Here is a 25064-nt window from a genome sequence, read left to right on the forward strand (position 1 = left end):
TTATCAGTGTTGGGATTGCACAGTGAACATCCCCGATGTTTTGAGCTTACCGTGCCTATTTGAATTAATCTGTTACTAAATTTACGTAATGCGGCGCTAAAAGAGATGTGCTAAATTAGCTGTTTTTATCAGACAAGGACATTTCTCGCTTATATGACTTCGCCTAATGCTAATGTGAACCAAAGCCGAGGTATTTATTTATTGCCGAACTTATTAACTACGGCAGGCTTGTTTTCAGGGTTCTACGCGGTTGTTTCGTCAATGAATAATCATTTCGAAGCTGCTGCAATTGCTATCTTTGTGGCAATGATTTTTGACGGGCTAGATGGCCGAGTTGCTCGTATTACCAATACTCAAAGTGAATTTGGTGCCGAGTATGACAGTATGGCTGATATGGTTTCTTTCGGCATCGCCCCTGGGTTAGTGGCCTATAATTGGGCGCTCTCTGGTATGGGTAAGTTTGGTTGGCTTGCGGCTTTTGTCTTTGTTGCCGGTGCAGCGCTTCGCTTAGCACGATTTAATACTCAAGTAGGGGTTGCGGATAAACGTTATTTCCAAGGGCTAGCAAGCCCAGCAGCAGCTGGTGTTATCGCGAGTATTGTTTGGGTCGGTACGGAATATCAACTAAACGGCCAAGACTATGGCTTTATTATGGGTTTATTGACCATAGTTACTGGTTTATTAATGGTGAGCAACTTTAGGTATAACAGCTTTAAAGAAGTCGATTGGAAAGGAAAGGTCAGCTTTATTGTGGTCTTACTGATTGTCTTGGTCTTTGTGGTTGTCGCCTCTAGCCCTGCTGAACTGTTAATGGCAGTATTTGTTTTGTACGCATGTTCAGGCCCAATAACAACGGTTCGCTCAGTGAAAAAGCTTAAATTAGAGCATGTAGTTGGTGACGAAGATCATGACGCTGACTTTGATAGCAAAAAGGCTACTGTAAATAATAACCAAGCAGCAGATGATGCTAGCAGTATGACTGAGCAAAAATAACTTGCCGTTTTGACTGCGCTAATCACTAAGTTTATTGATTAGCAAAGCTTAATAACATAAAAAAACGCCAACTTAATGTTGGCGTTTTTTATAGGTAGTGTTTTTGTTTCACCGGCTTTGACTTGAGGATTTGTCTAGCTAACGTCACCTAAAATATGATTACAGGCTATCTAATTGGGAATAGGTAGACTTCAGGTTAAGCGATTGTGCTTAAGCTTTTATATCCAAGCTTCTTTACTTGGCTTTGATATCTAGGCTTTCATATCAAGACTGCTTAGCCCAGCGTGTTTCTTACCTTTATTATCGTACGTCATTGAAGAGCGATTGTGACGCTCTAATAGGGTCGTCTTCATGCGCTCAACGGCAAGTTGTGAATGAGTAATCACTTGGCCATTGATGATATTGAGCTCTTGACAACGGAGCAGGGTAGCTTGAATTTCTTTAAGCGAATCATCGAGCAGGTTTTGCGCTTTGTCCGCCAAAAACTGTGGATTTTTGCTGATATTAGCGTCTAACCCTTCAATCGCTTCAAGCAATACCTTTTTTTGTTCGGTAAGCGTATTTAAAGCCTCAGGGTCTCGTTGCGTGAGCAATTCTTTTTCGTCAATTAACAACTGCTCTAGAGCAGTCAGTTGTTCTAGTTGTTTATTAAGTAATTGCTGTGAGACGCTTGAGCTCATTGTTATTCTCTATAGTAAATCAAATTCAAATTTGGCGATGCTTTGCGCTAACTTTTCCGCATCTACCTTGTAAGCACCTGATTGAATTGCTTCTTTTAGTTGATCAACTTTTCTTTGATTCACTGGTGGCGCATCACCGTTTTTCTTTTGGATATCGTTCAACTGTCTTGCTTGCGGTGTTAGTGACACTGAATCTTGGCTAACTCTTGTCGCCTGAGATGTGTTAACCGCTTTTTGGTCGACTTGGTTCTTTACGTCGTTCTGTTGCTGCTGCACAGTACGATTAACTTGATTGTTATTATTCAAGTTGTTGATATTAATAGCCATTTCTTACACCTGCATGTTGTGTATTACTCATTCTATAATATTATCGGCCAATTACTGAATTTCTTTATCATTATTTACAAATTAATGGTCACTTTATTAACGCCACTTACTCGGCCGGTAACGAGTTTACCAGAGCGATTATTTTTAACTCGCACTTTATCGCCAACGTGGCCATTGGAAACTGATGTTCCCGATGTTTTTATACTAAAGGTACTACTGCGAGCGATGAGTGTCACATTATCCCCTTTGCATACCGAACAAACGTGATTAGGCGATATTGCCTTACCCTTCACAATGTTGCGTTTGGCTTTTGCGCCATAGAGACTGTTTACGTCGCCTATGGCCTCACCGCGCAAGCGTTTTTCATCAATGTAAGCAATTTGGATATTATCAGGGGTTAGCATGCTGCCGCGGTCGATTGCATATTTAGCAACTACTACCGGGGCATCTATCGTCACTTTCACAGGAACATATAGATTCCAGGGGCTTGATCCCTCGCAAGTTATTTTAACATTTACGTTTCTACTGTTATGAATATCAGGTATATTGGCCTGCAAATTCTGGTCACAAGGTTTGATCACTATTCTAGGGTCGAGCTTGGCGGCAGTAACGGAGACTTTACGATTACTAACATGTGTGAAGCTATCCTCAACTGAACGTTTAGCGAGGCCTTCAATAAAGTCTCGATCAAAACTGGTGGCAATTGCTTGCGATTGAAGCTGATAGCACAGCGTTAAAAAAGTGAAAAGAATCTTCGATTTGCTCATGTTTACGTGTCATCGTGTTATTGACGTTAAATACTCGACTATGCTTAATATCAAATGGCTTAGTTTTAACTCAAGTATTTAACGGCGCTGTCAAAAAACAGGCGCTTAGACTAATGTTAAATTAATAGTAAACAAGAATTGTGCCTTTTCTGTTGCACATGAGATTAAGGGGTAACTATGGCGGGCATTTTAGACTCGGTAAACCAACGTACTCAGTTAGTTGGCCAAAACCGACTCGAGCTATTGCTTTTTAAATTAATTGGACCACAGCGTTTTGGCATTAACGTATTTAAAGTACGTGAAGTGCTGCAGTGCCCTCAGTTAACATCGCTTCCAAACCAAGATCCTTTTATCAAAGGTGTTGCGCACATTCGTGGGCAAACTATTTCTGTGATCGACTTAAGTAAGGCCACTGGTGGTCCTGAAATACCGTTAACGGAAAACTGTTTTATTATTATCGCTGAATACAATCGCAGTGTTCAGGGCTTCCTAGTTGCTGGGGTTGAGCGTATTACTACACTGAGCTGGCAAGACATTATGCCGCCGCCAGAAGGTGCTGGTAAATCTAGTTACCTAACGGCCGTTACTGAAATTGACAAAGAAATGGTGTCAATTTTAGATGTTGAGAAGATCCTTAACGAAATCAACCCAGTGTCTACCGACTTGAGTGAAGAGGTTGCTGATGCCTCTGTTGGTGCTAGCTTGGGTGAGCGTGTGATCATGATTGCTGACGACTCGACCGTTGCGAGAAACCAAGTCAAGAGAGCGCTTGAGCCGCTAGGACTTAAAATGGTATTGGCTAAAAATGGTCAAGATGCCCTTAATCAACTCAATGAAATTGCAGAGCAGTGCGGTAATACTATCGAAGAAAAAGTTGCCTTATTAATTTCTGATATTGAAATGCCAGAAATGGACGGTTATACCTTGACCGCAGAAATCAAAAGCAATGAAAAAATGCGTTCGATGCCGGTTATTTTGCATACCTCACTAAGCGGTGTGTTTAACAATGCCATGGTTGAAAAAGTTGGAGCGGAAGACTTTATTCCGAAGTTTCACCCTGACGAATTAGCAACTGCAGTGAAAAAGTGGTTAAAAATTGAAGATTAATCCTCTTTTCTTAGTTTGCTTTTAGGACATTGCAGTGCCAGCTAGACAATTAGATGACAAAAGTTATCACGACTTTAGAACCTTTCTTGAGCAACAATGCGGAATCGTATTGGGTGATAATAAGCAGTATTTAGTAAAAAGCCGCTTAGCGCCGCTGATGGCAAAATTTGAGGTTGCTTCATTGGCTGAGCTTGTGCAACGCACACTTAGCCCCATGGAGCGTCAACTGCGTGCAGCGGTTATTGATGCGATGACAACCAATGAAACTTTGTGGTTTCGTGATGATTATCCTTTTGAACTGTTAAAAAGCAAAATTTTACCTGATTTTGCGAACCAACGTATGCCATTAAAGATTTGGTCTGCGGCCAGCTCGTCTGGTCAAGAGCCATATTCGATTGCCATGACGGTACTTGAATACATGCAATCTAAGCCTGGCTCTTTTCCTGGTGGGGTTCAAATTGTTGGCACAGACATTTCAAATACTATGCTTGAGCATTGTAAATATGCCCATTATGACGGCCTAGCGCTTGCGCGAGGGCTTTCGGCAGAGCGTAAGCGTCAGTTTTTTGAACCTGGTGATAACGGCATGCTTAGGGTCAAAGAAGCGGTTCGAAAGCTGGTGAGCTTCCGCCCGCTAAATTTGCTGAATAGTTATAGCCTTATTGGCAGATTCGATATCGTTTTCTGTCGTAATGTACTTATTTATTTCTCACCGGAAATTAAAGCGCAAATCCTTTCTCAAATTCACGGAGTGCTCAATAAAGATGGCTACTTATTCCTTGGAGCCTCTGAATCACTTTCTGGATTAAATCAACAATTTGATATGCTTAGGTGTAACCCTGGCATCGTTTACCAAAAGCAATCATAAATTTGACGCTAATGTTGGCATAGTAATTGTATTGCTACTTTCAAATGATTTGGAGGTAGCATTATGGCTATTAGTTTTGACAAAGCGTTCGGAATTCACCCGCAAGGGATGATGTTGCGTGCCAAGCGCGCTGAAATAATTGCAAGTAACATTGCTAATGCCGATACCCCTGGCTACAAGGCCAAGGGCATGAACTTCCAAGACGCACTTGCCGGTGCGGCAAAAAATCAACAAGCGGGCATGGCTCGCACTCACGAAAAGCACTTTGATATCCGTACTGAAATGACTGCTGGTGAAGGATTTCGCGTTCCAGATCAACCAGATACAGGTGACGGTAATACTGTAAATGTACAAGTGGAACGAAACTTGTATCTAGAAAACACATTACAGTATCAAGCCAGTGTGCAATTTTTAGATTCTAAAGTTAAAGGGCTGAAAAAAGCGCTATCTGGAGGGCAATAATTATGAGCTTATTTAATGTATTTGATATCAGTGGCTCAGGCATGGCGGCGCAATCGGTCAGGTTGAACACCACTGCCAGTAATATTGCTAACGCTGACAGCGTCAGTAGCAGTGTCGATCAAACCTATCGAGCGCGTCATCCGGTTTTTGCCGCTGAGATGCAAAAAGCTGCCGCAGGACAAGATGGCTCCGTTGGCGTTCAAGTACTTGGTATTGTAGAAAGCGATAAGCCGCTTAACGTTGAGTATTCACCCGACCATCCAATGGCGGATAAAGACGGCTATATCTACAAACCGAATGTGAATGTGATGGAAGAAATGACCAATATGATTTCTGCGTCACGTTCATATCAAACCAATATTCAATTAGCGGAATCAGCTAAGAATATGGTGAACAGAACCCTGAGATTAGGTCAGAGCTAATAGGCTCGACCAGCAGTTAGAGTGAGATAGAGTATGGATTCAGTTAGTGGCAGCAGCAGTTTAGACGGCCTTCGCTGGCAACGAGAGACTGGGGTACCAGAAGCCGATGATAACAACGGCATGTTAACCCAAGAAGATTTCTTTGCCTTGATGACTCAAGAGCTTGCTCATCAGGACCCAACCAAGCCTGTAGAGAACAACGAGATGATTTCGCAGATGACGGCGTTTTCAACGACAGACGGTGTGGCAAGACTTAATGACTCATTTGCACAATTTGCAAATTCAATGTCGTCAAGCCAAGCATTACAAGCTTCTTCTTTGGTCGGTCGAAGCGTTTTGGTTGAAGACAATACTTTTGGTATGGCAACAGGTGAGCAGCCAAAAGGTAAGATTGTTACTGATAGCCCTGCGAGTAACGTCAATATTTATGTTGAAAATACGGCGGGTGAAATTATCCAAACAGTTCCCGTTGGCAATGTGCCAGCAGGTGAGTCGAATTTTACATGGGATGGTATGACATCAAATGGCGAGTTAGCGCCTGAAGGGGCATATCGTTTCCGCGTTGCAGGCTTAGTTGACGGCCAAGCGTCAGAGCTGCAAGCCATGACTTACCGAAAAGTAGACAGCGTAACGCTAGCAGGTGCTGGCGGTAATATTGTGTTGAACCTAAACGGCGGTTCAACGATGAATTTATCTGATGTTGTTGAAGTAACTCAAGGCTAAGCGAAATCAGCTTAGTAAGTTAATTCAATAAAAGATTTCCAAGAGGTGAAACTATGACTTTCAATGTAGCACTAAGTGGCTTAAACGCTGCCCAAAAAGATTTAGATGTAACGTCAAATAACATCGCCAATGTTAACACCACAGGTTTTAAAGAGTCTCGCGCTGAGTTTGTCGATGTATTTGCAACATCGCTATTGGCAGCAGGTAATACAAAAGCCGGTGATGGTGTACTTACCTCAGAAGTGGCACAGCAATTTTCCCAAGGTAGTATACGTTTTACCAACAACGCGCTGGATTTGGCGATTACAGGTAACGGTTTCTTCGCGACAGTGCCTGAATTGAGTAGTTTAGAGCGCTCTTATACGCGTGCTGGTGAATTCAAGTTAAATTCAGATAACTTTATTGTTAATTCGCAGGGTGGTCACCTATTAGGCTTCCCCGTTAACAGTGATGGCTCTTCATCTTCTGTTGCGCTAAGTACCGCTTCACCGATACAAATTCCGACAGCTTCGGGTTCTCCAATGCAGAGTCGCGAGGTCGATATTCGCATGAACTTGCCAGCAGGCGATCCGGTTATTGCGGCGGCATTTGATATTACCGATCCTCTGACGTATAACCACTCCACGTCGGTAACCGTATTTGACAGTTTAGGTGATAGCCATGTTATGACCTATTACTTTAAAAAATCAGCGGCTAATGAGTGGGATGTCTATACTGCTGTTGATGGTAACCAAGTTGCCATTAACGACCCTTCGCCAACTGGTGTGGGTGAAGATAATTCTACGCCACCTACGACTCCAACCGGTGCGGGTATACCAGCTGGTGCAGCACGCTTGTATTTTTCTGCCGGCGGCGAATTTAAAGGTCAGTTTCCCGATACATTAATCACTAACACATTGGGTGCAGGTATTTTAACTAATGGTGCAGATCCGACACAGACAATTACCATTGACTTTAATTTAGATACAACAGGCGGTAACCCTAACGAGCCTACGCAATTTGCTGCGGGCTTTGAAGTTACATCACTAGAACAAGATGGTTTAGCGGTTGGCCGATTAACAGGTCTTGATATTGACGACGATGGTTTAATTCGTGCCACCTACTCAAATGGTACTTCAGAGCCGCTTGCGCGAGTTGCTCTAGTTAGCTTTGCCAATAACCAAGGATTGACACAAGTCGGTGGAACCTCTTGGAAAGAAAGTTTAACTTCGGGTGAGGCATTAGCAGGTGAAGCCGGCTCAGGTACATTTGGTACGATTAACTCATCGGCACTTGAGCAGTCGAACGTAAACTTAACCGCCGAGCTTATCGATTTGATTTCCGCTCAGCGTAACTTCCAAGCGAACTCTCGTTCACTAGAAGTTGATAACCAGCTAAACCAAACAATTTTGCAGATTCGATAGTCTACTAGCAGATTTATTAAACAATTATCTAGCTTTGTTTATCAAGCCCCAAGTTTTATTGGGGCTTTGTTTTGATTTCTATTTTTTACGCCTACTTTATAATTCACGCCTTCTTCTTTGTACTGTCGCTTTACACTTCAAATTCTCTTCTGATTTTCTTTTTATCGGTAAGTTGGTATTTCTGGCACTTTATTTGCTTTTACTAGTTTAAGAATATTGAACTAACAGATATGCAACGTTGATCGGAGTCCACAATGGATAAAATGCTCTATGTCGCAATGAGCGGTGCAAAGCAAAATATGCACGCTTTAGCGGTTACAGCGAACAACCTCGCAAACGCCAAGACTACTGGCTTTAAAGCCGATTTAGCGCAAGCTAGAACCATGCAGGCTTTTGGTGAAGGGTTGCCAACTCGGGTGTTTTCCATGACTGAACGTGCCAGCCAAAATTTTGGCGGCGGTTCAATTCAAACCACTGGACGTGATCTTGACGTTGCCATTCAAGGTGATGGTTGGTTAGCAGTACAAACGCCAGATGGTGGCGAAGCTTATACCCGAGCTGGTCATTTAAAGTTAACTGAAACGGGCGGCCTAGAAACCAGCAATGGTGATTTATTGATTGGTGACGCCGGACCGATTTTTTTACCGCTTCCGGTTAACAATATTCATATTTCCGGTGATGGAACAATTTCCGTTCAGCCAGAAGGTGCGCCAGCTAACGCACAAGAAGAAGTTGGCCGTATCAAGATGGTTAACCCAGATGTACGAGACATTGAAAAGGGTAATGACGGCTTGTTTCGTCGTAAAGACGGCAATAATGAGCCAGCGGATGTAACCGTGCAACTAGCAAGCGGTGCGCTTGAAGCCAGTAACGTTAACCCTGTTAATGAAATGACCGACATGATTGCGTTGCAGCGTCAATTTGAAATGCAACTGAAACTAATGAAAACAGCAGAAGAAATTGATTCAGCAAGTTCTTCGTTATTGCGTGCTTTCTAATTTATTTTTTCGAGGTGAAGTATGAACCCAGCATTGTGGATTAGTAAAACTGGCTTAGATGCGCAAACAAAAGATATTGCTGTTATCTCCAATAACTTAGCGAACGCGAGTACTGTTGGCTTTAAGAAAAGTCGCGCAGTATTCGAAGACCTGCTGTATCAAACAATTAATCAGCCGGGTGGTCGTAGTGCTCAAGACACTGAATTACCATCGGGTTTAATGTTAGGTGCCGGTGCCAAAGTGGTTGCAACGCAAAAAATTCATACCCAAGGGGATATGATTACCACAGACAATTCATTGGATTTAATGATTCAAGGTGACGGCTTCTTCGAAGTTTTACTACCAGATGGTACTTCGTCATATACCCGTAATGGTCAATTTACGATGGACGAAGAAGGCAACATTGTTACCCCTGGTGCCGGCTATCCATTACAGCCACAAATTACAATTCCAGATGATGCGCTTGAGATTAATGTCTCGCAAGACGGTGAAGTTTCGGTACGAATTCAAGGACAGGCTGACAACGCCGTTGTTGGTCAAATTAACACCGTCAACTTTATCAACCCAACTGGTTTAGAGCCGATTGGTCAGAACTTATTTACTGAAACAGCTGTTAGTGGTGCGCCAGCGCAAGGTGTGCCAGGTTTGGAAGGTTACGGCATGATAGTGCAAGGAGCGCTTGAAACGTCAAATGTAAATACCACGGAAGAGTTGGTTAACCTGATTGAGAGCCAACGGGTTTACGAAATGAATTCAAAAGTAATTTCAGCGGTCGATCAAATGCTGAGTTACTTGAACCAGCAACTTTAATAGTTGAGGTTAACCTGATGAAACAACTAACTATCGTGATTATTATGGCGCTGCTAACTGGCTGCGCTAGCGTTCAACAATCAAAAGTGCTGCCTGACGACCCTGAATTTGCGCCAATTTTACCTGAGACAGAGGAAGAAGAAGTGGTGCCAACGGGGTCGTTATTCAAAGTTAATTACGTTAACAATATTTATTCGGATTCGAAAGCCCACCGCGTTGGCGACATTATTTCGGTGATTTTAAATGAGAGCACGCAAGCACAAAAAAGTGCGACCACAGAAATTACCAAAGAAAATGAAGCAACGCTTGACCCAATCGTTGGTTTAGGCGGTCGCAACGCGACATTCAAAGGCGATTCGATTCAATTTGGCTTTAATCAAGAAACTGATTACAGCGGTGATTCAAGAGCAGATCAAGGTAACAGCTTAAACGGTTATATTTCAGTTCATGTATTGCGTGTGCTGCCAAACGGCAACTTAATGATCCGCGGTGAAAAATGGATGACCCTAAACAATGGTGACGAATATATTCGTTTAACGGGCATTATTCGTCCGCAAGATATCACTTATGACAACACCATTATGTCAAACAAAGTCGCGAATGCGCGTATCCAATACGCTGGCACAGGAACTTTTGCCGATGTGCAAGAGCAAGGCTGGTTAACTCGATTTTTCAACAGTTCTTGGTGGCCACTATAAGCTTACGGAACAATTCGTAAGCTTGGAGATGTTAATATGAATAAATTCATCAAAATTTGCAGTGTCGTATTAGCAAGCGTTTCGCTTCTATCTACTTTTAGCGCGCATAGCCAGCGCATCAAAGACTTGGCTGATATTCAAGGGGTTCGTTCGAATCAACTAGTCGGTTATGGTTTGGTGGTTGGTTTACCTGGCACTGGTGAACAAACGCCGTTTACTGAGCAAAGCTTTAAAACCATGCTCAGTAATTTTGGGATTTCTATGCCCGCAAATTTGAAACCTCAGATTAAGAATGTTGCGGCGGTTGCTGTGCACGCTGACCTGCCAGCATTTGCTAAGCCAGGTCAGAAGGTTGACATTACGGTGTCGTCAATTGGCAGCTCTGCCAGCCTACGTGGCGGTACATTATTACAAACAATTTTGGTAGGTATTGACGGCAACGCCTATGCCGTTGCGCAAGGTAGCTTAGTAGTAAGTGGTTTAGGCGCTGAGGGTTTAGATGGTTCAAGTGTTGTCATTAACACTCCTACTGTTGGTCGTATCTCAAATGGGGCAACGGTTGAGCGTGAAATCAAGTCAGCATTTATGTCGGGCGATCATATTACGTTTAATCTGAGAAGTTCAGATTTTACGACAGCTAAACGCATGGCAGATACCATCAATGACTTTATCGCTGGCACGGCTCGTGCAATAGATGCAACGTCCGTCAAAGTTACAGCGCCGCGTGACGCATCAGATCGCGTTAGTTTTTTATCGATGATAGAAAATCTTGAATTTGAACCCGACTCACCGGCTGCAAAAATTATCGTGAATTCACGTACAGGCACCATAGTTATTGGCTCTGAAGTTAAATTACTCGCTGCGGCAATTACTCATGGTGGCATTACGGTAACGATTAACGAGCAGCAGGAAGTTACTCAACCGGATGCTTTTGCAGAAGGTGAAACTGCGGTGACAGAAAATAGCATTATCGATGTTAATCAAGATGATTCTCGTATGTTCGTTTTCGACCCAGGTGTGACTTTAGACACCTTAGTGCGCGCTATTAACGAAATAGGCGCGGGTCCAGGTGATGTGATGGCGATTTTAGAAGCCCTTGATCAAGCTGGCGCATTGCGTGGTGAGCTAATTATTATCTAGCCTACACACGTATTGCGAGCTCTGGCGTAAGTTGCAGGTATTAGCTTAGTTACTCGTTGGCGGCATTAGTGTTGAGTTTTAACTCTTGGTGTAAATGTTAGGTAAAGGAAAAAGGTATTTTTGTGGATAACAAACTAGCAGAAGCAAGAAACTTTTTTGATCTAAATGGCCTGAACAATATACGTCAGCAAGCTAATCAAACCGATCAAGCGTCAAAAAAGGCAGCGTTAAAAGAAGCTGCCCAGCAATTTGAATCTATTTTCATGCAAATGCTGCTAAAGAGTATGCGTAGCGCACAGGAAGTACTTGAAGCTGATAGCCCGTTTAACTCGCAATCAACTAAATTTTATCGTGACATGCAAGATCAGCAAATGGCGCTTGATATGTCGAACAAGGGCACGCTTGGCTTAGCAGAACTGATTGAGCGCCAATTAGGCGGTGGCGATGGTTCTTTTACGCCGCGTTCAGTAATTCGCACTGATCACCAAGCACCCGCGAGCCAAAAGGTTGAGCGCGACGTCGCTCGCTTAGCTGAGCAATTTTTATCTGGTGCTGAGAAAAGCGCCGATAAGGTGTCAAATAATCGTCAAGCTGGCACTCAAGTTCCATTAGCAAAAGCGAGTAGCGTCGTCAAAACATCAGAAAAATCTTCTCCAGAATTTAACCAACCTCAAGATTTTGTCACCGCCTTAACCGAACCCGCAAAACAAGTTGAACGCCAGCTTGGAGTGCCATTCCAAGTAGTGATAGCGCAAGCCGCGTTAGAAACTGGTTGGGGCCAAAAAATTATCAAAAACAGTGACGGCACAAGTTCTAACAACCTCTTTAATATCAAGGCGGACAGCCGCTGGACTGGCGAGAAAGCACAGAAAGATACGCTGGAATTTGAACAGGGCAGTTTGGTTAAGAAAAACGAGCCATTCCGCGTCTATAACAGTATTAGCGAGAGCGTTAACGACTACGTTAATTTCCTCTCTTCAGGTACGCGTTATCAAGACGCATTAGCAAAACCTGACAATGTGGAACACTTCCTGCAAGGACTACAGAAAGCCGGATATGCGACGGATCCTAACTACGCAAACAAAATTTTAGGAACGTTAAAGTCGGTGAGTAATTTTCTGAACCAATAAACTGTTATCGAGTGCTTTGTCCTCGGTAATCGAGGAGCGTAAAGCATGACTGTCAACTTGTATCAAACTGGTGTTAGCGGCTTATTGTCGGCGCAACAACAGTTAGCTACAACCGGCCATAACATTGCCAATGTTAATACCGATGGCTACAGCCGACAACGTGCTGAGCAGTCGCCAACGCAAGCGCTTCAATCGGGTGGCAACTTTATTGGTACGGGTACTTATGTCGCTGATATTTCAAGGTTGTACGACCAATTTGCTTACCGTGAGCAAGTCATTAATCAATCCAATTTAGGGGCTGCCAATGCCAGTAATGCGAGTTTAACGCAGCTTAATGGTATTTTAGGCTCGGCAGGCGGGGCCATTACTGGCTCTATTGAACAGTTCTATCAGTCAATTAATTCTATCGCTGACAATCCGTCAGATCCTGCATTGCGCAGTATCGCGCTTAATCAAGCCAAAACCTTGACGACAAATTTTAATAATTTGAATGACAGCTTTGATCGTATTGAAACGGCAACCAATGGTGAAATTGAAGAGATTGCTAAGCAGATTTCAGAGATATCAACTGAACTTGCCAATATTAATGAGCAAATACTTCATACCAACTCACAAGGCCAGCCAGGGCAACCAAATGACTTGCTGGATGAGCGCGACAGATTAATTAATCAATTAGCTGAATTTACCAGTGTAAATACCGTAACAGATGCCAATGGCGTGATGACGGTAATGATTGGTAGCGGCAATACACTTGTTGCTGGAACAACGCCTTTGAGCTTGCAAGTTGTGCCGGGTGATCCAGATCCTTTGCAAACACAAGTGGCAATTGCTAGTAAAAATACCACAATTCCGCTTAAGCAAGACTCCTTAGGTGGTTCGTTAGGCGCAAAAATAAAATTTAGAGATGAAGATTTAGCGCAGGCGCGCAGTCAAATAAACCGCGTTGCACTGGTATTATCAGAAACGCTCAATGGTGCTCAACGTCAAGGTTTAGACTTAAACCAAGGGCAAGGCGCTAACTTTTTCCGTGACATTAACGACACAACAAACCAAACATCACGGATTCTACCCTACTCGGGTAACTCAACACCGGGCCTACAAGCAGGCATTGAAATTACCGATGTAACTCAGTTGCCGACAAACGAGTTTGATCTCTCTTTTGATGGTGCTAACTATCAACTAACGAATCTTGCTGACGGCACCACCACTAACCTCGGTGCGCCTGGTTCTGGTACTTATACTACAAGTTTTGGTTTTAACTTTGTTGAAAACTCCGGTACACCAGCGGCAGGAGACAGGTTCACTATTCGCCCGACCGAAAATAGCGCAGCTTTAATGCAAGTTGAGCTAACCGACGGTAAAGCGATTGCTGCCAGTTCAGCAGTTAGTGTTACTGCATCAAGCAATAATGTCAGCGCAGGTGAAGTTGAGATAGTTGCAGTGGCAGATCCTGTTGCTGCTCGTGCAGCCGCCCCTTTGCGAGTTAATGTATTAGAAAGTCCAGCGGGTTCGGGCACTTTTAACTACACCATTACCAATCTGACAACAAATACAACATCAGCACCGGCTGCGTACACGCCGCCATCACAGCAGATACAACTGCCGGCAGCTCCAGCAACCGCGGCATTTACCATTGAAATCTCAGGAAGACCGTCTGGTCAGGCACCTAATGGCCCAGAGCAATTTACCATTAGTGACGCCTTTGGCACAGGTAATGGAGAAAACGCGAAATTTATCGCCGATACCAGAGAGCAGGGCATTATCAACGGCGGCCGAGAAAGCTTTAGTCAAAGTATTGGCATTACCACTGCACAGGTTGGTAGCCAAGCAAAAGCCGCAGAGCTTGGAGCAGAAACATCGCAAGCACTCTTCACTCAAGCGTTTAATCGCAATCAGGAAACTTCTGGTGTGAATTTGGATGAAGAGGCTGCCAATTTATTGCGCTTCCAGCAGGCGTATCAAGCGTCATCACGGGTGGTTTCAGTCGCTAACACTATTTTTGACACCTTGCTATCGGCAGTAGGTTAAAGGCTAAGGAATAAACAATGAGAGTTTCAACTGCACAGTTTTATTTTCAAAACAGTCAACAAATTAGTCAGCAACAGTCAAATGTTAATGAGCAAACACAATACTTGTCTTCAGGTAAGCGTGTTTTAAGCGCAAAAGATGATGCGGTAAATTTTGGCACCTTAACGGGCTTAAAAGGCGAGTTAGCTAGCATCGAACAGTTCGAAAGAAATATTACGATTGCCGAGAATAGAAATAGTCTACAAGAAACATCATTTTCTTCAGCGATTGACGTTTTACAGAACCTCAAACAGCGATTTATACAGGCAAATAACGGCGTGCTTAGTGATAACGACTTGGCATCCATAGCTCAGGTAACCAACAACTCTTTTGAGCAGTTGTTGGACATCGCTAATAACAAAGATGATACCGGTGGTTTTATCTTCGCTGGCTTTCAATCAAACCAACAGCCTTTTATTCGTCAACCTGATAACTCGGTGATTTATAACGGTGATAATGGCGTTAGAGAGCTTTCGATTGGCAGTAATGTTGATGTCACCTTAAACCAACCGGGGGATAAAGCATTTTTAAATGTTGATAACCCGCAGGGAGACTTTTCTGCCAATTATCTGGCTAATACCTCTGGTATCGCTTTGCAATCTGCGGTGGTTGCCAACCGAGGTGCTTACAACACGACGGCTAACCCGCCGGATTATACCTTTAACTTTACTTCCGCAACTGATTTAACCGTTACCGATAGCTTAGGGAACACGGTATTTAATACTAATACCTACGCGGCAGGGCAAACGGTTGCCTTCAATGGGCTCGAAGTACAAATAAGCGGCAACCCATTGCCGGGTGATAGTTTTGAGTTGCAACCTGATGAAGAAGTAAGCGTTTTTGAGACCGTTGGTGCAGCACTGGATTGGATAAACCAAGGGGCGAATCCCGCCAACCCAGCTCAGCACAAAGTCGATCATGCCGAGATTTTGGCGCAGATAGATGCGTCAATTAACCATCTACTGGCACGCCAAGCTGAAGCAGGTGTAAACCGCCAACTTATTGATAGTCAAAAAAATATCCATGCAGACAACGAGTTAATTATAGAAGGCAGTCGTTCAGGCATTGAAGACTTAGATTTTGCTAAAGCAGTCAGTGACTTTCAGCAGTCACAAACCGCCTTGCAAGCGGCTCAGCAAACGTTTGTGCAAGTAAGAGAGCTAAGTTTGTTTAACTTTATTTAATTTTTTTATTTTTCTAATGACACGTTGGCGCACTATATGCATATACCTTAAGTGTCAAATTTTAAACCTGTGGTTCCATTAACCTGTTATCAGCAAGTGAACCGCAAACTCTACTAGGAGATGATAACAATGGCTTTAGTTGTTAATAGTAATGTGTCGTCATTGAATGCTCAGCGCCAGTTAAGTCGCTCAACAGATGATTTAGGAAGCTCATATGAGCGTTTATCTTCAGGTAAACGTATCAATAGTGCAAAAGATGATGCAGCTGGCTTGCAGATATCTAGCCGATTAACTTCTCAAGTAAATGGTCTTAATCAGGCATCTCGAAATGCTAATGATGCGATCTCACTTGCGCAAACCGCAGAAGGTTCTTTAGAAGAGTACACCAATACGATTCAGCGAATGAGAACACTAGCGGTACAAGCATCAAATGGTTCTAACTCGGATGCTGACAGAATCGCCTTGAATACTGAGTTTACAGCACTCGAAGCCGAACTTACTCGAATCTCTACTGATGCAGAGTTTGGTGGTGTGAGTTTGCTTGATGGTAGCTATGGTGAAACTTTCCAAGTTGGTGCTAATGCGGGACAGGTTATTTCCGTCAGTATCGCTACTGACTTCGCAAGCACAGTCATTGGTGCTTCTGGCTCACTAACTTCATTTGATGGTGCGCAATCTCGAATTACCGATTTAGACAGTGTATTGGCAACAGTGAATACCACACGTGCAAACCTAGGTGCTGCCCAAAACCGTTTTAGCTCGGTAATTCGAAGTAATGATAATACAGCGCAAAATGTATCTGCGTCTCGTTCACGTATTGAAGATACCGATTACGCAGCTGAATCGGCCGCTTTAGCTAGAAGTAACGTTCTGCAACAAGCGTCTAGTTCAATCTTATCTCAGGCTAATCAGCAACCACAAATTGCACTGAGCTTATTACAATAATTTGTCGGCTCTCTAGTTTGCTTGAGGCAAGCTGGAGGCTTAATTGGTTAGTCTTTAATACCTATAACATTAATCAAAAATTGGGGGTTTAATTCCGACAAGGGATTAAAAGTAAAATTATGGCTTTAGTTGTTAATAGTAACGTCTCGTCATTAAATGCTCAGCGTCAATTAAGCCGCTCAACTGATGATTTAGGGACTTCATATGAGCGTTTATCTTCAGGTAAACGTATCAATAGTGCAAAAGATGATGCCGCTGGCTTGCAAATTTCAAGTCGACTGACATCTCAAATTAATGGCTTGAATCAAGCGTCACGAAATGCGAATGATGCTATATCGTTAGCACAAACCGCGGAAGGGTCGCTTGAAGAATATACAAATACTATTCAGCGTATGAGAACGTTAGCCGTTCAAGCATCAAATGGTTCTAACTCTGATGCTGATAGAATTGCATTGAATACTGAGTTTACTGCATTGGAAGCTGAGCTGACCCGTATTTCCACTGACGCAGAGTTTGGTGGTGTAAGCTTGCTCAACGGTACTTATGGTGAAACATTCCAAGTGGGTGCTAACGCTGGACAAGTCATTTCAGTGAGTATTTCAAGTAACTTTGCTAGCAGTGTAATTGGAGCTTCGGGTTCACTAACTTCGTTTGATGGTGCTCAATCTAGAATTACTGATTTAGACAGCGTGTTAGGCGCGGTAAACTCAACACGAGCAGACCTAGGTGCTGCGCAAAACCGGTTTAGCTCGGTTATTCGAAGTAATGACAATACAGCGCAAAACGTATCGGCGTCACGCTCTCGAATTGAAGATACAGACTATGCGGCAGAGTCTGCAGCATTGGCTAGAAGTAATGTACTGCAACAAGCATCAAGTTCAATTTTAGCGCAGGCTAACCAGCAGCCACAAATTGCACTAAGTTTACTTCAATAACAATTAAGTCAATTTTAGTAATGCAAAGCCCTCATTTATTGAGGGTTTTTTGTTTTTTGCTGATTAATTAAACTTTTTAAATAAAAAGACTAAAGTTATTTTTTCCATATCCGATAACAAAAGTATCAGGGAATTAAATTTTAGTATTTCCTAAACCTTAATCAGTTTTGTAGGAATTAGTAAGAGGCAAGTATCATGGCTTTAGTTGTAAATAGTAATATTCAATCGTTAAACTCTCAACGCCAGTTGGCTCGTTCAACAGATAACTTATCTACTAGCTTTGAGCGATTATCTTCAGGTAAGCGTATCAATAGTGCTAAAGATGATGCTGCTGGCCTTCAAATCTCAAGCCGATTAACTTCACAGGTTAATGGTTTGAATCAAGCTTCGCGTAACGCTAATGATGCGATATCTTTGGCTCAAACAGCTGAAGGCGCATTGGAAGAGTATACAAATACGGTACAGCGTATGCGTACTCTAGCGGTTCAAGCATCAAATGGTTCTAACTCTGACGCGGACAGAGTTGCACTAAACACTGAGTATACTGAGCTAGAAAATGAACTTTCACGAATAGCTGGGCAAACTAGCTTTGGTGGCGTGAATTTACTTGACGGCAGCTACGCTAACGAGTTCCAAATTGGTGCTAATGCTGGTCAAACAATTTCTGTAAGTGTCACACAAAACTTCTCAAGTGGTGCAATTGGTGCTGATGGTAGTTTAACTACATTCGATGGCGCACAGTCTCGAATTACAGACCTAGATAGTGTGTTATCAACAGTGAATACCACACGATCTCAGCTGGGTGCCGCGCAAAACCGCTTTACGTCTGTTATTAGAAGTAATGATAACACAGCACAAAATGTAGCAGCGTCTCGTTCACGTATCGAAGATACTGATTATGCAGCTGAGTCTGCTAACTTGGCGAGAAACAATGTATTGCAACAGGCAGCAAGTTCGTTGCTAGCACAGGCTAACCAGCAACCACAAATCGCACTATCGTTGCTGTAACTTTAGTTTTATAAGTAAGTATTGCAATCAAAAGGCTCTTAGTAATAAGAGCCTTTTTTATATTTCATCCCTTGCGTATTTCTGAAATTAATCTCTGCGTTAAGTTAGAACTGCCCACTACGACAGTTATTTGCTGAATGAAAACTGTATCTTGAGAATTTAGCCATATAAATAATTGATGTACTTAAAGTGTAGTGACGTTGAATTAGTGACAAATGCCTTAAACGCTGTATTCAGTATTTCTCATCTAAGTTTCGATAAAACTTGTAGTTATAACGTCCGGATTTATTTTCTCTAAGCACGATTTAATGTTATTTAAAGGTGTGTTTTGAGGTTTCGTTAAGGCAGTTATCAGAGCTAGGGGCTAGCCAGTTACCACACAACAATAAATCCGACAGTATTTTGCAAATTAATTATCTTATTTAGTTATTGTTTTTATTGGATAAAAATTCACTCCGTTAAAAAGTTTATTTTTTTTTGAAAAAAGATTAAAGATTTCAATTGGGCAACCGATAAAGTTTTCAAGAGGAGATCATAGTTAATGATTGGACCTCGAAAATTAAACAGATTTTTAGGGTTAAATCCCGGAGGCAAGCATTATGGCTTTAGTGGTAAACAGTAATATTCAATCATTAAACTCTCAACGTCAGTTATCACGTTCAACTGATGATTTATCAACTAGCTTCGAGCGTTTATCTTCTGGTAAGCGTATTAACAGCGCAAAAGATGATGCTGCTGGTTTACAAATCTCTAGCCGTTTGACTTCGCAAGTAAATGGTCTTAACCAAGCATCTCGTAACGCTAATGATGCAATTTCTTTGGCACAAACCGCTGAAGGTGCGTTGGATGAGTATACAAACACTATTCAACGTATGCGTACATTGGCGGTTCAAGCGTCAAACGGTTCAAACTCTGATGCCGATAGAGTTGCGCTAAATACTGAATACACTGAACTAGAAAGCGAGTTAACGCGAATTTCAGAGCAAACTAGCTTCGGTGGTGTTAACTTACTAGATGGCAGCTATAGTGCGCAGTTCCAAATTGGTGCCAATGCTAGCCAAACGATCTCTATTACGGTTAGCCAAGATTTCGCTAGCTCAGAAATCGGTGCATCGGGTTCATTAACCAGCTTTGATGGCGCACAATCTCGTATTACTGACTTAGATAGCGCGTTAGCATCGGTAAACACTGTACGTTCACAGCTTGGTGCTAGCCAAAACCGTTTCAGTTCAGTTATCCGTAGTAACGATAACACCGCTCAGAATGTAGCTGCTTCACGTTCACGTATTGAAGATACCGACTACGCAGCTGAGTCAGCAGCATTAGCACGTAACAACGTATTGCAACAGGCAGCAAGTTCATTATTAGCTCAGGCTAACCAGCAGCCACAAATTGCACTATCATTGTTATAATAAGCCCAATTATTTTGGCATAATATTAGGGCTCTTCTTCGCAAGAGCCTTAATGCATTCTAGCCGCTGAGTAATAGGAGGCGCTATGGAGTCTAATCTTGGTGTTGTAAGGCCAGTGCTTGCAGATGTATCTGAAAGTTTGGTTAGTCGCAGAAACGAAGTCAATCAAGCTTCACCTAACGAAGGTATTCAACCTGACGTGGCTGAATTGGCTGTTGATAGAATTGCAGAGGCTGAGCAGGTTGCAGCAGAAGAGCAATCTCAAGCAGCTGATGAACAAAGTCCTGCTGGTGATCTAACCGATGCTATTGAAACGGTTTCTAGCTTTATTGAGCCACAAATTCGCAATGTCAATTTTACTCAAGACGATAGTTCCGGTCAGACAGTTATCAAAGTGTTTGACGCACAGAGTCGAGAGTTAATTAAACAATTCCCGTCGGATGAAATTCTTGAATTGGCTGAGCGTATTAAAGGTCTTCAAGATGAAGTCGTTGATAGAACTGGCATATTAATTGATGATAAGGTTTAAAACCGTTGTTATTATTGACTAAGTAAAACGAGTTTACTCATGTAGCCGTTTTCTTGCTCACTCGACATCTTTCTTAAGGAGGCTTTATGTCGTTTACCAATTTGGGGATCGGCTCAGGCTTACCGCTAAATACGTTGGTTGAAGGCTTTTTAAATGCGGAGCGTATTCCAACTGAATTAAGGCTTGATAGCAAAGAAGAATCACTTCAAATTGAGCTTTCAGGTGTTGGCTCGTTTAAATCGGCACTTTCTGATTTTCAATCCACAGTCGACAGGCTAGCTGCTGATAACGCCTTCAATCAGCAAACTATTTCTACCAGCAATGATAATATCTCGGTCACCACGAATGGCTTTGCGAGCAATGGTGAGTTTGATGTTAACGTTCAGCAATTGGCAACAGGGACTCAATTAAAGTCAACAGCATTTGCTTCATCTACAACAACTCTTGGCAGTGGTACGCTAACGTTTGCTGCGGGCTCAAATAGTTTTAACGTGAGCATTGATGCAGCTGATGATTTAAGTGCAATTCGCGATAAAATAAATGCGGAGTCTGATAACTTTGGCGTGACTGCCAATATTATTAATGCCGATGCTGGTACTTTTTTAATTCTCAATTCTACAGAAACGGGAAGCGCCAATAGTTTGTCGGTGACAAGTTCCGATGCCTCGCTAGCCGGAATTTCTACCAATAATTCCGTCACTCGTGCTGCCCAAGATGCCATAATCAATATCGATGGCAACACTGTTACTAATGGTTCAAATGAGTTTAAAAATTTCATAGAAGATGTAACTATCACCGCAAATTCCGTGACAACAGGTGATAATTCAACCATTACCATTGGTCAGGATACAGATAGCGGTAGAGAGTTAATCGATGAGTTTGTAAGTAGTTTTAACAGCTTGCAAGATCAACTGACAGGGCTAGGAGCCCCGAGACTAGGGCGATTGGCGTTTGATCCTAATATTAGGCAAGTTAAGCAGCAAATTAATGATGTGTTGTTAGATACAGTTGCGAGCAGCGGTATCGGTAGCTTGCAAAATTTAGGTATTGAACTTAATGATGATGGTAAGTTAGAAGTTTCTCGCTTTAGTTCTGATACGATTCAAACAGGTGAACAACGTCTAAGTAATGCTTTAGCGAACGATCTTGAAGAAGTTGGTAAGCTTTTTGCTTCAGATGATGGTGTTGCTAAACGTATTTCAGCAATTGTTGATAACTATGTCGATTCTGACGGTGTTTTGACCCAGCGACAAACATCGTTGAATGAGCAAATATCAGATGTCGGTGATGAACGCATAGCCTTTAATGAGAGGTTGGCTGATTATGAGGCTCGATTAATAGCTCAGTTCACCGCGTTAGATTCAGCAGTTGCAGGCTTTAATTCAACTAGAGATTTTGTGTCCAATGCCCTGAGAACTACAACAAGTAGTGATTCTTAAAGAGGTGCGACACTGAAACACTCAATAGAATAGGTATTGATTATGAGAAATAATTTAAAAGCTTACCAAAAGGTTAACCGCGATAGTGGTTTAACTGCCGCTGATCCACACACAGTAATTTTGATGCTTTATAACGGTTTGCTGGAAAATATTGCAATCGGTAAAGGGGCTATTGAGCGTAAAGACTTAGCGTTAAAAGCAACTGCATTAACTAAAGCAATTAACATATTGAACTCATTAGAAGATTCACTCGATAAAGATTCTGAACCGACGATTTCAAATAACTTTAGTAATTTATACGGTTACTGTATCGAACAGCTTATGGCAGCAAGTGTATCTCTCGATATTTCAGTGTTGGACCAAGTAGCGGAATTTCTTATCCCGTTGCGTGATGCTTGGCAAAATATCTCTGAGCAAGACAAGCAAGCTGGTTTTGCGAAGCTCAACGAACGAGATAACTCTGTAGCCGCTAGCGGTATGGGGTCATAGTGTGTTAGATAGAAAGTTTCAAAAAGTTAAGCATCTGACCACACAGATCAATGACTTTATTGAAGCTTTTAATATTGAAGGCTGTACTTTGCTACTCGAGCAGCGGTTATTGCTGCTACGTGATATAGAAAGTGAAGTTACGGCCCTTTCTCCAACAAGCGCTGAAAGAGCTGAGTTTACAGAATTACTGCGATGGCTAGAGAAAGAAGATAAGAAGCCACATCAAAAAGCGGTAGAGTTTAAGTCAAAATATCAACAAAAACTGTCAAAGCAAAAAAAAACTAATTTTGCGATTAAGCAATATACTTCTCTTTAATCCCTTCTCGACGGTTTTATTATTGGGTCATTAGTCATGTCTGAAAATCATGAATCATTAAGTCTTCTTGAAAAAATAGCTAAGCTCGAGGAAAGGGCAAAGGTAATTGGACAACAAATAAATCGTGTCGCTCAAGATGAGTCAACATTGCAGCAATGTGCTGATCGTATGTCACTGTTAGTGTGTGATGACGATACATTGTTTGAACAGTTTCAACTAAATATGGCTGCATTCAAGCGTTTTGATCCTAATATTTTTGAGTTTTTCGAAAAATATCAGCCGACTCGATATATTGTTGATATACATGAGGGGTTTCCAAACATAATTGATTTGGAGACTCGCCAATATATTTATAAATACCCTGCTTATTTGATGGCAAGTACTCAGGTCGCCTCTTATCAACAAGCACCACAGTCTGCGTCGGCGATGTTTGACTCAAACGAGCAAAATGAACCTGGCTTTATTCACTCTGATTCATTGACCAAAATTTTAAAACTTTTGGCGGATAGAATGGAAAAAAACGATGGTGCGACGAGAAGGCTCTCCAAGTTCGTTAACTCTACCATGATATTCGGTGTTGGTAATGGTTACCATATAGAGTTACTTAGTGCTCAACATAACATCAAAAACTTATATATTTTCGAGCCCGAGCTTGATGTATTTTATGCGTCGCTTTTTATCGCCAATTGGCATCAAATTCTTTCCAAAGTTGAGCACCTCGACCTTAATATTCATATTTCACTGGGTGATACCGAAGACACCTTTTTTCAAAATGTGCTTAAACGGAGCGATATCTATGGCCGCTATGATATGGCAAAGATGTTTGGCTTTATTCATTACCATACTGAAAAAATTAATGGCTTAGTTAAAGTCTTTAAAGCTAGATTTCGCGAAACTATTCAAGGCTGGGGCTTTTTTGATGATGCAGTGATGTCAAATAGCCATATGCTGACTAGCATGAAGCAAGGTGTGCCTATCTTAAAGAAGAAAGCCTTGCTCAGTAATCCTTTGGCTGATTGTCCGGTGTTTATTGTTGGTAATGGTCCATCACTTGATCAGCTAGTTGACTTTATTAAAGCGAACCAAGAAAAGGCCATTGTCATTAGCTGTGGCAGTGCCTTAGGTGCCCTATATCAATATGGCATCACGCCAGATATTCATTGTGAACAAGAACGTACATCGCCAATTGCTGAGCAGTTAGAGTATTACTGTCCTCAAGAAACGCTAGACGAACTGATTCTTTGGGGGCCATCAACATTGCACCCTGATGTTTATGCAAAGTTTCCCGTCAAACTTATGGCACCCAAAGGTAGTGAGCCTTCTGAACCATTGTTAATGGAAAGTAGCCTGGCTCATTTATTTGAAATACATAATTACATCAATCCAACAGTAGCTAATACAGCCACTTCTATTGCTGTGGCTTTAGGTTTCAATGATATCTACTTATTAGGTGTGGATTTAGCGCACAAAAAGGGAGGGGTGCATCACAGTGCTAAGAGTATGTATTACAGTGAAGAAGGCGAAGACTTATCACTGTATGACTCTAACGATGTTTTGGAAAATGAACTAGAAGGTAATTTTGGTGGAATATTCCATACCGACTCATTTTTTGGTGGCTCCAAACGCGTGCTCGAATGGCTTATTGGCAACAATACTGAGCTAAGCTTTAAAAATTTGTCTGACGGTGCTTTGATCAAAGGTGCTCAGCCACTAAGAGTCGAAGTGGCAGAGATAAAGACAGATATTATTGAAGAAAAGCGCAAGCAGCTAAAAGCGTTGGTTACAGACAGTACTTATCTAGACGATGGTTCTTATTATCAAGAGCTCGCTGGTGAGCTGGACACGCAGGGCTATGAGGAGTTTTGTTTACTGCTGATTAAAGCTATTGATGAGTTAGATGATAGCTTTGAAGGGTGTCTTAAATTGTTGAAACAGCATTTTATGCTGCTAATTGATGAAGACTTGTGCAATAGAGAAATTTTCTACTATTTGCTTAAGGGTAGCGTATTACATATGCAGGCTATGTTAATTCGTCTGCTATATGAAGCCGTTGAAGAAGCTGATGCAATTGAAGATTTCAAGCAAGCACTTGCCCACTATCGAGAGTTTTTAGCCAAAACCATAATCTACTACAAAGAAAATGCGCTAAAACCTCATTACTATGAAACGAATTGGTTTGCACCGCTGACCAAAAAATAATTTGCAGATGTTA

The 25064-nt window shown here is 42.1% G+C and carries 26 protein-coding genes; 23 read left to right on the plus strand and 3 right to left on the minus strand.

Features of this window, described 5'->3' with window-relative positions; genetic code table 11:
* Positions 1-153: 153 nt before the first annotated feature.
* Positions 154-993: a CDP-diacylglycerol--serine O-phosphatidyltransferase gene (gene pssA / locus ACSLUR_RS03940; RefSeq protein ID WP_448552002.1), complete on the plus strand. Its 840-nt coding sequence runs from the start codon at positions 154-156 to the stop codon at positions 991-993.
* Between the two features lie 251 nt (positions 994-1244).
* Here pssA and ACSLUR_RS03945 read toward each other — a convergent pair whose 3' ends face one another.
* The 3 genes from ACSLUR_RS03945 to flgA all read right to left on the minus strand — a co-directional run bounded on the left by ACSLUR_RS03945 (position 1245) and on the right by flgA (position 2767).
* Positions 1245-1673 carry a flagellar protein FlgN gene (locus ACSLUR_RS03945; RefSeq protein WP_448552004.1) on the minus strand — a complete coding sequence of 143 codons (429 nt, stop codon included), beginning with the start codon at positions 1671-1673 and terminating at the stop codon, positions 1245-1247.
* Positions 1674-1682: 9 nt separating this feature from the next.
* Positions 1683-2000 carry a flagellar biosynthesis anti-sigma factor FlgM gene (gene flgM, locus ACSLUR_RS03950; RefSeq protein WP_448552006.1) on the minus strand — a complete coding sequence of 106 codons (318 nt, stop codon included), beginning with the start codon at positions 1998-2000 and terminating at the stop codon, positions 1683-1685.
* Positions 2001-2074: 74 nt separating this feature from the next.
* Positions 2075-2767, minus strand: coding sequence for a flagellar basal body P-ring formation chaperone FlgA (gene flgA, locus ACSLUR_RS03955; protein WP_448552008.1), 693 nt, complete (start codon positions 2765-2767; stop codon positions 2075-2077).
* A 177-nt stretch (positions 2768-2944) separates the two neighbouring features.
* Here flgA and ACSLUR_RS03960 point away from each other — a divergent pair, with 177 nt between their 5' ends.
* From ACSLUR_RS03960 to ACSLUR_RS04065, 22 genes are all read left to right on the plus strand, one after another.
* Positions 2945-3874: a chemotaxis protein gene (locus ACSLUR_RS03960; protein ID WP_115999458.1), complete on the plus strand. Its 930-nt coding sequence runs from the start codon at positions 2945-2947 to the stop codon at positions 3872-3874.
* 34 nt (positions 3875-3908) lie between these two features.
* The gene (locus tag ACSLUR_RS03965; protein WP_448552009.1) at positions 3909-4742 is read left to right on the plus strand and encodes a CheR family methyltransferase; all 834 of its coding nucleotides are present in this window, start codon (positions 3909-3911) and stop codon (positions 4740-4742) included.
* Between the two features lie 63 nt (positions 4743-4805).
* Positions 4806-5204, plus strand: coding sequence for a flagellar basal body rod protein FlgB (flgB, locus tag ACSLUR_RS03970; RefSeq protein WP_448552011.1), 399 nt, complete (start codon positions 4806-4808; stop codon positions 5202-5204).
* Positions 5205-5206: 2 nt separating this feature from the next.
* Entirely contained in the window at positions 5207-5626 is a 420-nt protein-coding gene (gene flgC / locus ACSLUR_RS03975; RefSeq protein WP_115999461.1) for a flagellar basal body rod protein FlgC, read from the plus strand.
* 33 nt (positions 5627-5659) lie between these two features.
* Entirely contained in the window at positions 5660-6349 is a 690-nt protein-coding gene (locus ACSLUR_RS03980; RefSeq protein ID WP_115999462.1) for a flagellar hook assembly protein FlgD, read from the plus strand.
* 53 nt (positions 6350-6402) lie between these two features.
* Positions 6403-7752 (plus strand): flagellar hook protein FlgE, encoded by a 1350-nt coding sequence (gene flgE, locus ACSLUR_RS03985; RefSeq protein WP_448552013.1) that lies wholly within the window; start codon positions 6403-6405, stop codon positions 7750-7752.
* 254 nt (positions 7753-8006) lie between these two features.
* Complete coding sequence (gene flgF, locus ACSLUR_RS03990; RefSeq protein ID WP_448552014.1) at positions 8007-8750, plus strand: flagellar basal-body rod protein FlgF; 744 nt, start codon at positions 8007-8009, stop codon at positions 8748-8750.
* Positions 8751-8771: 21 nt separating this feature from the next.
* Positions 8772-9560: a flagellar basal-body rod protein FlgG gene (flgG, locus tag ACSLUR_RS03995; protein WP_115999465.1), complete on the plus strand. Its 789-nt coding sequence runs from the start codon at positions 8772-8774 to the stop codon at positions 9558-9560.
* Positions 9561-9577: 17 nt separating this feature from the next.
* Complete coding sequence (gene flgH / locus ACSLUR_RS04000) at positions 9578-10258, plus strand: flagellar basal body L-ring protein FlgH (protein WP_448552016.1); 681 nt, start codon at positions 9578-9580, stop codon at positions 10256-10258.
* 36 nt (positions 10259-10294) lie between these two features.
* On the plus strand, positions 10295-11398 hold the full coding sequence (locus ACSLUR_RS04005; RefSeq protein WP_115999467.1) for a flagellar basal body P-ring protein FlgI: 1104 nt from the start codon (positions 10295-10297) through the stop codon (positions 11396-11398).
* A 122-nt stretch (positions 11399-11520) separates the two neighbouring features.
* Entirely contained in the window at positions 11521-12528 is a 1008-nt protein-coding gene (gene flgJ / locus ACSLUR_RS04010; RefSeq protein WP_448552019.1) for a flagellar assembly peptidoglycan hydrolase FlgJ, read from the plus strand.
* A 45-nt stretch (positions 12529-12573) separates the two neighbouring features.
* Entirely contained in the window at positions 12574-14556 is a 1983-nt protein-coding gene (flgK, locus tag ACSLUR_RS04015; protein ID WP_448552021.1) for a flagellar hook-associated protein FlgK, read from the plus strand.
* 17 nt (positions 14557-14573) lie between these two features.
* Complete coding sequence (gene flgL / locus ACSLUR_RS04020; protein ID WP_448552023.1) at positions 14574-15779, plus strand: flagellar hook-associated protein FlgL; 1206 nt, start codon at positions 14574-14576, stop codon at positions 15777-15779.
* Positions 15780-15908: 129 nt separating this feature from the next.
* Complete coding sequence (locus tag ACSLUR_RS04025; protein ID WP_448552024.1) at positions 15909-16724, plus strand: flagellin N-terminal helical domain-containing protein; 816 nt, start codon at positions 15909-15911, stop codon at positions 16722-16724.
* A 119-nt stretch (positions 16725-16843) separates the two neighbouring features.
* Positions 16844-17659: a flagellin N-terminal helical domain-containing protein gene (locus ACSLUR_RS04030; protein ID WP_116014525.1), complete on the plus strand. Its 816-nt coding sequence runs from the start codon at positions 16844-16846 to the stop codon at positions 17657-17659.
* A gap of 195 nt (positions 17660-17854) precedes the next feature.
* On the plus strand, positions 17855-18667 hold the full coding sequence (locus tag ACSLUR_RS04035; protein WP_116014523.1) for a flagellin N-terminal helical domain-containing protein: 813 nt from the start codon (positions 17855-17857) through the stop codon (positions 18665-18667).
* Between the two features lie 599 nt (positions 18668-19266).
* The gene (locus ACSLUR_RS04040) at positions 19267-20079 is read left to right on the plus strand and encodes a flagellin N-terminal helical domain-containing protein (RefSeq protein WP_116014521.1); all 813 of its coding nucleotides are present in this window, start codon (positions 19267-19269) and stop codon (positions 20077-20079) included.
* 85 nt (positions 20080-20164) lie between these two features.
* Complete coding sequence (locus ACSLUR_RS04045; RefSeq protein ID WP_448552027.1) at positions 20165-20608, plus strand: flagellar protein FlaG; 444 nt, start codon at positions 20165-20167, stop codon at positions 20606-20608.
* A gap of 86 nt (positions 20609-20694) precedes the next feature.
* Positions 20695-22047 carry a flagellar filament capping protein FliD gene (gene fliD / locus ACSLUR_RS04050; protein ID WP_116014518.1) on the plus strand — a complete coding sequence of 451 codons (1353 nt, stop codon included), beginning with the start codon at positions 20695-20697 and terminating at the stop codon, positions 22045-22047.
* Positions 22048-22089: 42 nt separating this feature from the next.
* Positions 22090-22536, plus strand: a complete 447-nt coding sequence (gene fliS / locus ACSLUR_RS04055; RefSeq protein WP_448552029.1) for a flagellar export chaperone FliS — start codon at positions 22090-22092, stop codon at positions 22534-22536.
* A gap of 1 nt (position 22537) precedes the next feature.
* The gene (locus tag ACSLUR_RS04060; RefSeq protein WP_116014514.1) at positions 22538-22852 is read left to right on the plus strand and encodes a hypothetical protein; all 315 of its coding nucleotides are present in this window, start codon (positions 22538-22540) and stop codon (positions 22850-22852) included.
* Between the two features lie 36 nt (positions 22853-22888).
* On the plus strand, positions 22889-25051 hold the full coding sequence (locus ACSLUR_RS04065) for a motility associated factor glycosyltransferase family protein (RefSeq protein WP_448552031.1): 2163 nt from the start codon (positions 22889-22891) through the stop codon (positions 25049-25051).
* Positions 25052-25064: the final 13 nt, after the last annotated feature.

Source organism: Thalassotalea montiporae (genome assembly GCF_053485855.1).

Bases quoted from the DNA above. Each gene is read 5' to 3' on its own strand.
- flgL (WP_448552023.1), top strand. From the start codon at position 14,574: ATGAGAGTTTCAACTGCACAGTTTTATTTTCAAAACAGTCAACAAATT.
- fliS (WP_448552029.1), top strand. From the start codon at position 22,090: ATGAGAAATAATTTAAAAGCTTACCAAAAGGTTAACCGCGATAGTGGT.
- flgB (WP_448552011.1), top strand. From the start codon at position 4,806: ATGGCTATTAGTTTTGACAAAGCGTTCGGAATTCACCCGCAAGGGATG.
- pssA (WP_448552002.1), top strand. From the start codon at position 154: ATGACTTCGCCTAATGCTAATGTGAACCAAAGCCGAGGTATTTATTTA.
- ACSLUR_RS04035 (WP_116014523.1), top strand. From the start codon at position 17,855: ATGGCTTTAGTTGTAAATAGTAATATTCAATCGTTAAACTCTCAACGC.
- flgM (WP_448552006.1), bottom strand. From the start codon at position 2,000: ATGGCTATTAATATCAACAACTTGAATAATAACAATCAAGTTAATCGT.
- flgG (WP_115999465.1), top strand. From the start codon at position 8,772: ATGAACCCAGCATTGTGGATTAGTAAAACTGGCTTAGATGCGCAAACA.
- flgA (WP_448552008.1), bottom strand. From the start codon at position 2,767: ATGAGCAAATCGAAGATTCTTTTCACTTTTTTAACGCTGTGCTATCAG.
- flgH (WP_448552016.1), top strand. From the start codon at position 9,578: ATGAAACAACTAACTATCGTGATTATTATGGCGCTGCTAACTGGCTGC.
- ACSLUR_RS03945 (WP_448552004.1), bottom strand. From the start codon at position 1,673: ATGAGCTCAAGCGTCTCACAGCAATTACTTAATAAACAACTAGAACAA.
- ACSLUR_RS04065 (WP_448552031.1), top strand. From the start codon at position 22,889: ATGTCTGAAAATCATGAATCATTAAGTCTTCTTGAAAAAATAGCTAAG.
- ACSLUR_RS04005 (WP_115999467.1), top strand. From the start codon at position 10,295: ATGAATAAATTCATCAAAATTTGCAGTGTCGTATTAGCAAGCGTTTCG.
- ACSLUR_RS03980 (WP_115999462.1), top strand. From the start codon at position 5,660: ATGGATTCAGTTAGTGGCAGCAGCAGTTTAGACGGCCTTCGCTGGCAA.
- flgF (WP_448552014.1), top strand. From the start codon at position 8,007: ATGGATAAAATGCTCTATGTCGCAATGAGCGGTGCAAAGCAAAATATG.
- flgC (WP_115999461.1), top strand. From the start codon at position 5,207: ATGAGCTTATTTAATGTATTTGATATCAGTGGCTCAGGCATGGCGGCG.
- ACSLUR_RS03960 (WP_115999458.1), top strand. From the start codon at position 2,945: ATGGCGGGCATTTTAGACTCGGTAAACCAACGTACTCAGTTAGTTGGC.
- ACSLUR_RS04045 (WP_448552027.1), top strand. From the start codon at position 20,165: ATGGAGTCTAATCTTGGTGTTGTAAGGCCAGTGCTTGCAGATGTATCT.
- ACSLUR_RS04025 (WP_448552024.1), top strand. From the start codon at position 15,909: ATGGCTTTAGTTGTTAATAGTAATGTGTCGTCATTGAATGCTCAGCGC.
- ACSLUR_RS04030 (WP_116014525.1), top strand. From the start codon at position 16,844: ATGGCTTTAGTTGTTAATAGTAACGTCTCGTCATTAAATGCTCAGCGT.
- flgK (WP_448552021.1), top strand. From the start codon at position 12,574: ATGACTGTCAACTTGTATCAAACTGGTGTTAGCGGCTTATTGTCGGCG.
- fliD (WP_116014518.1), top strand. From the start codon at position 20,695: ATGTCGTTTACCAATTTGGGGATCGGCTCAGGCTTACCGCTAAATACG.
- flgE (WP_448552013.1), top strand. From the start codon at position 6,403: ATGACTTTCAATGTAGCACTAAGTGGCTTAAACGCTGCCCAAAAAGAT.
- ACSLUR_RS04040 (WP_116014521.1), top strand. From the start codon at position 19,267: ATGGCTTTAGTGGTAAACAGTAATATTCAATCATTAAACTCTCAACGT.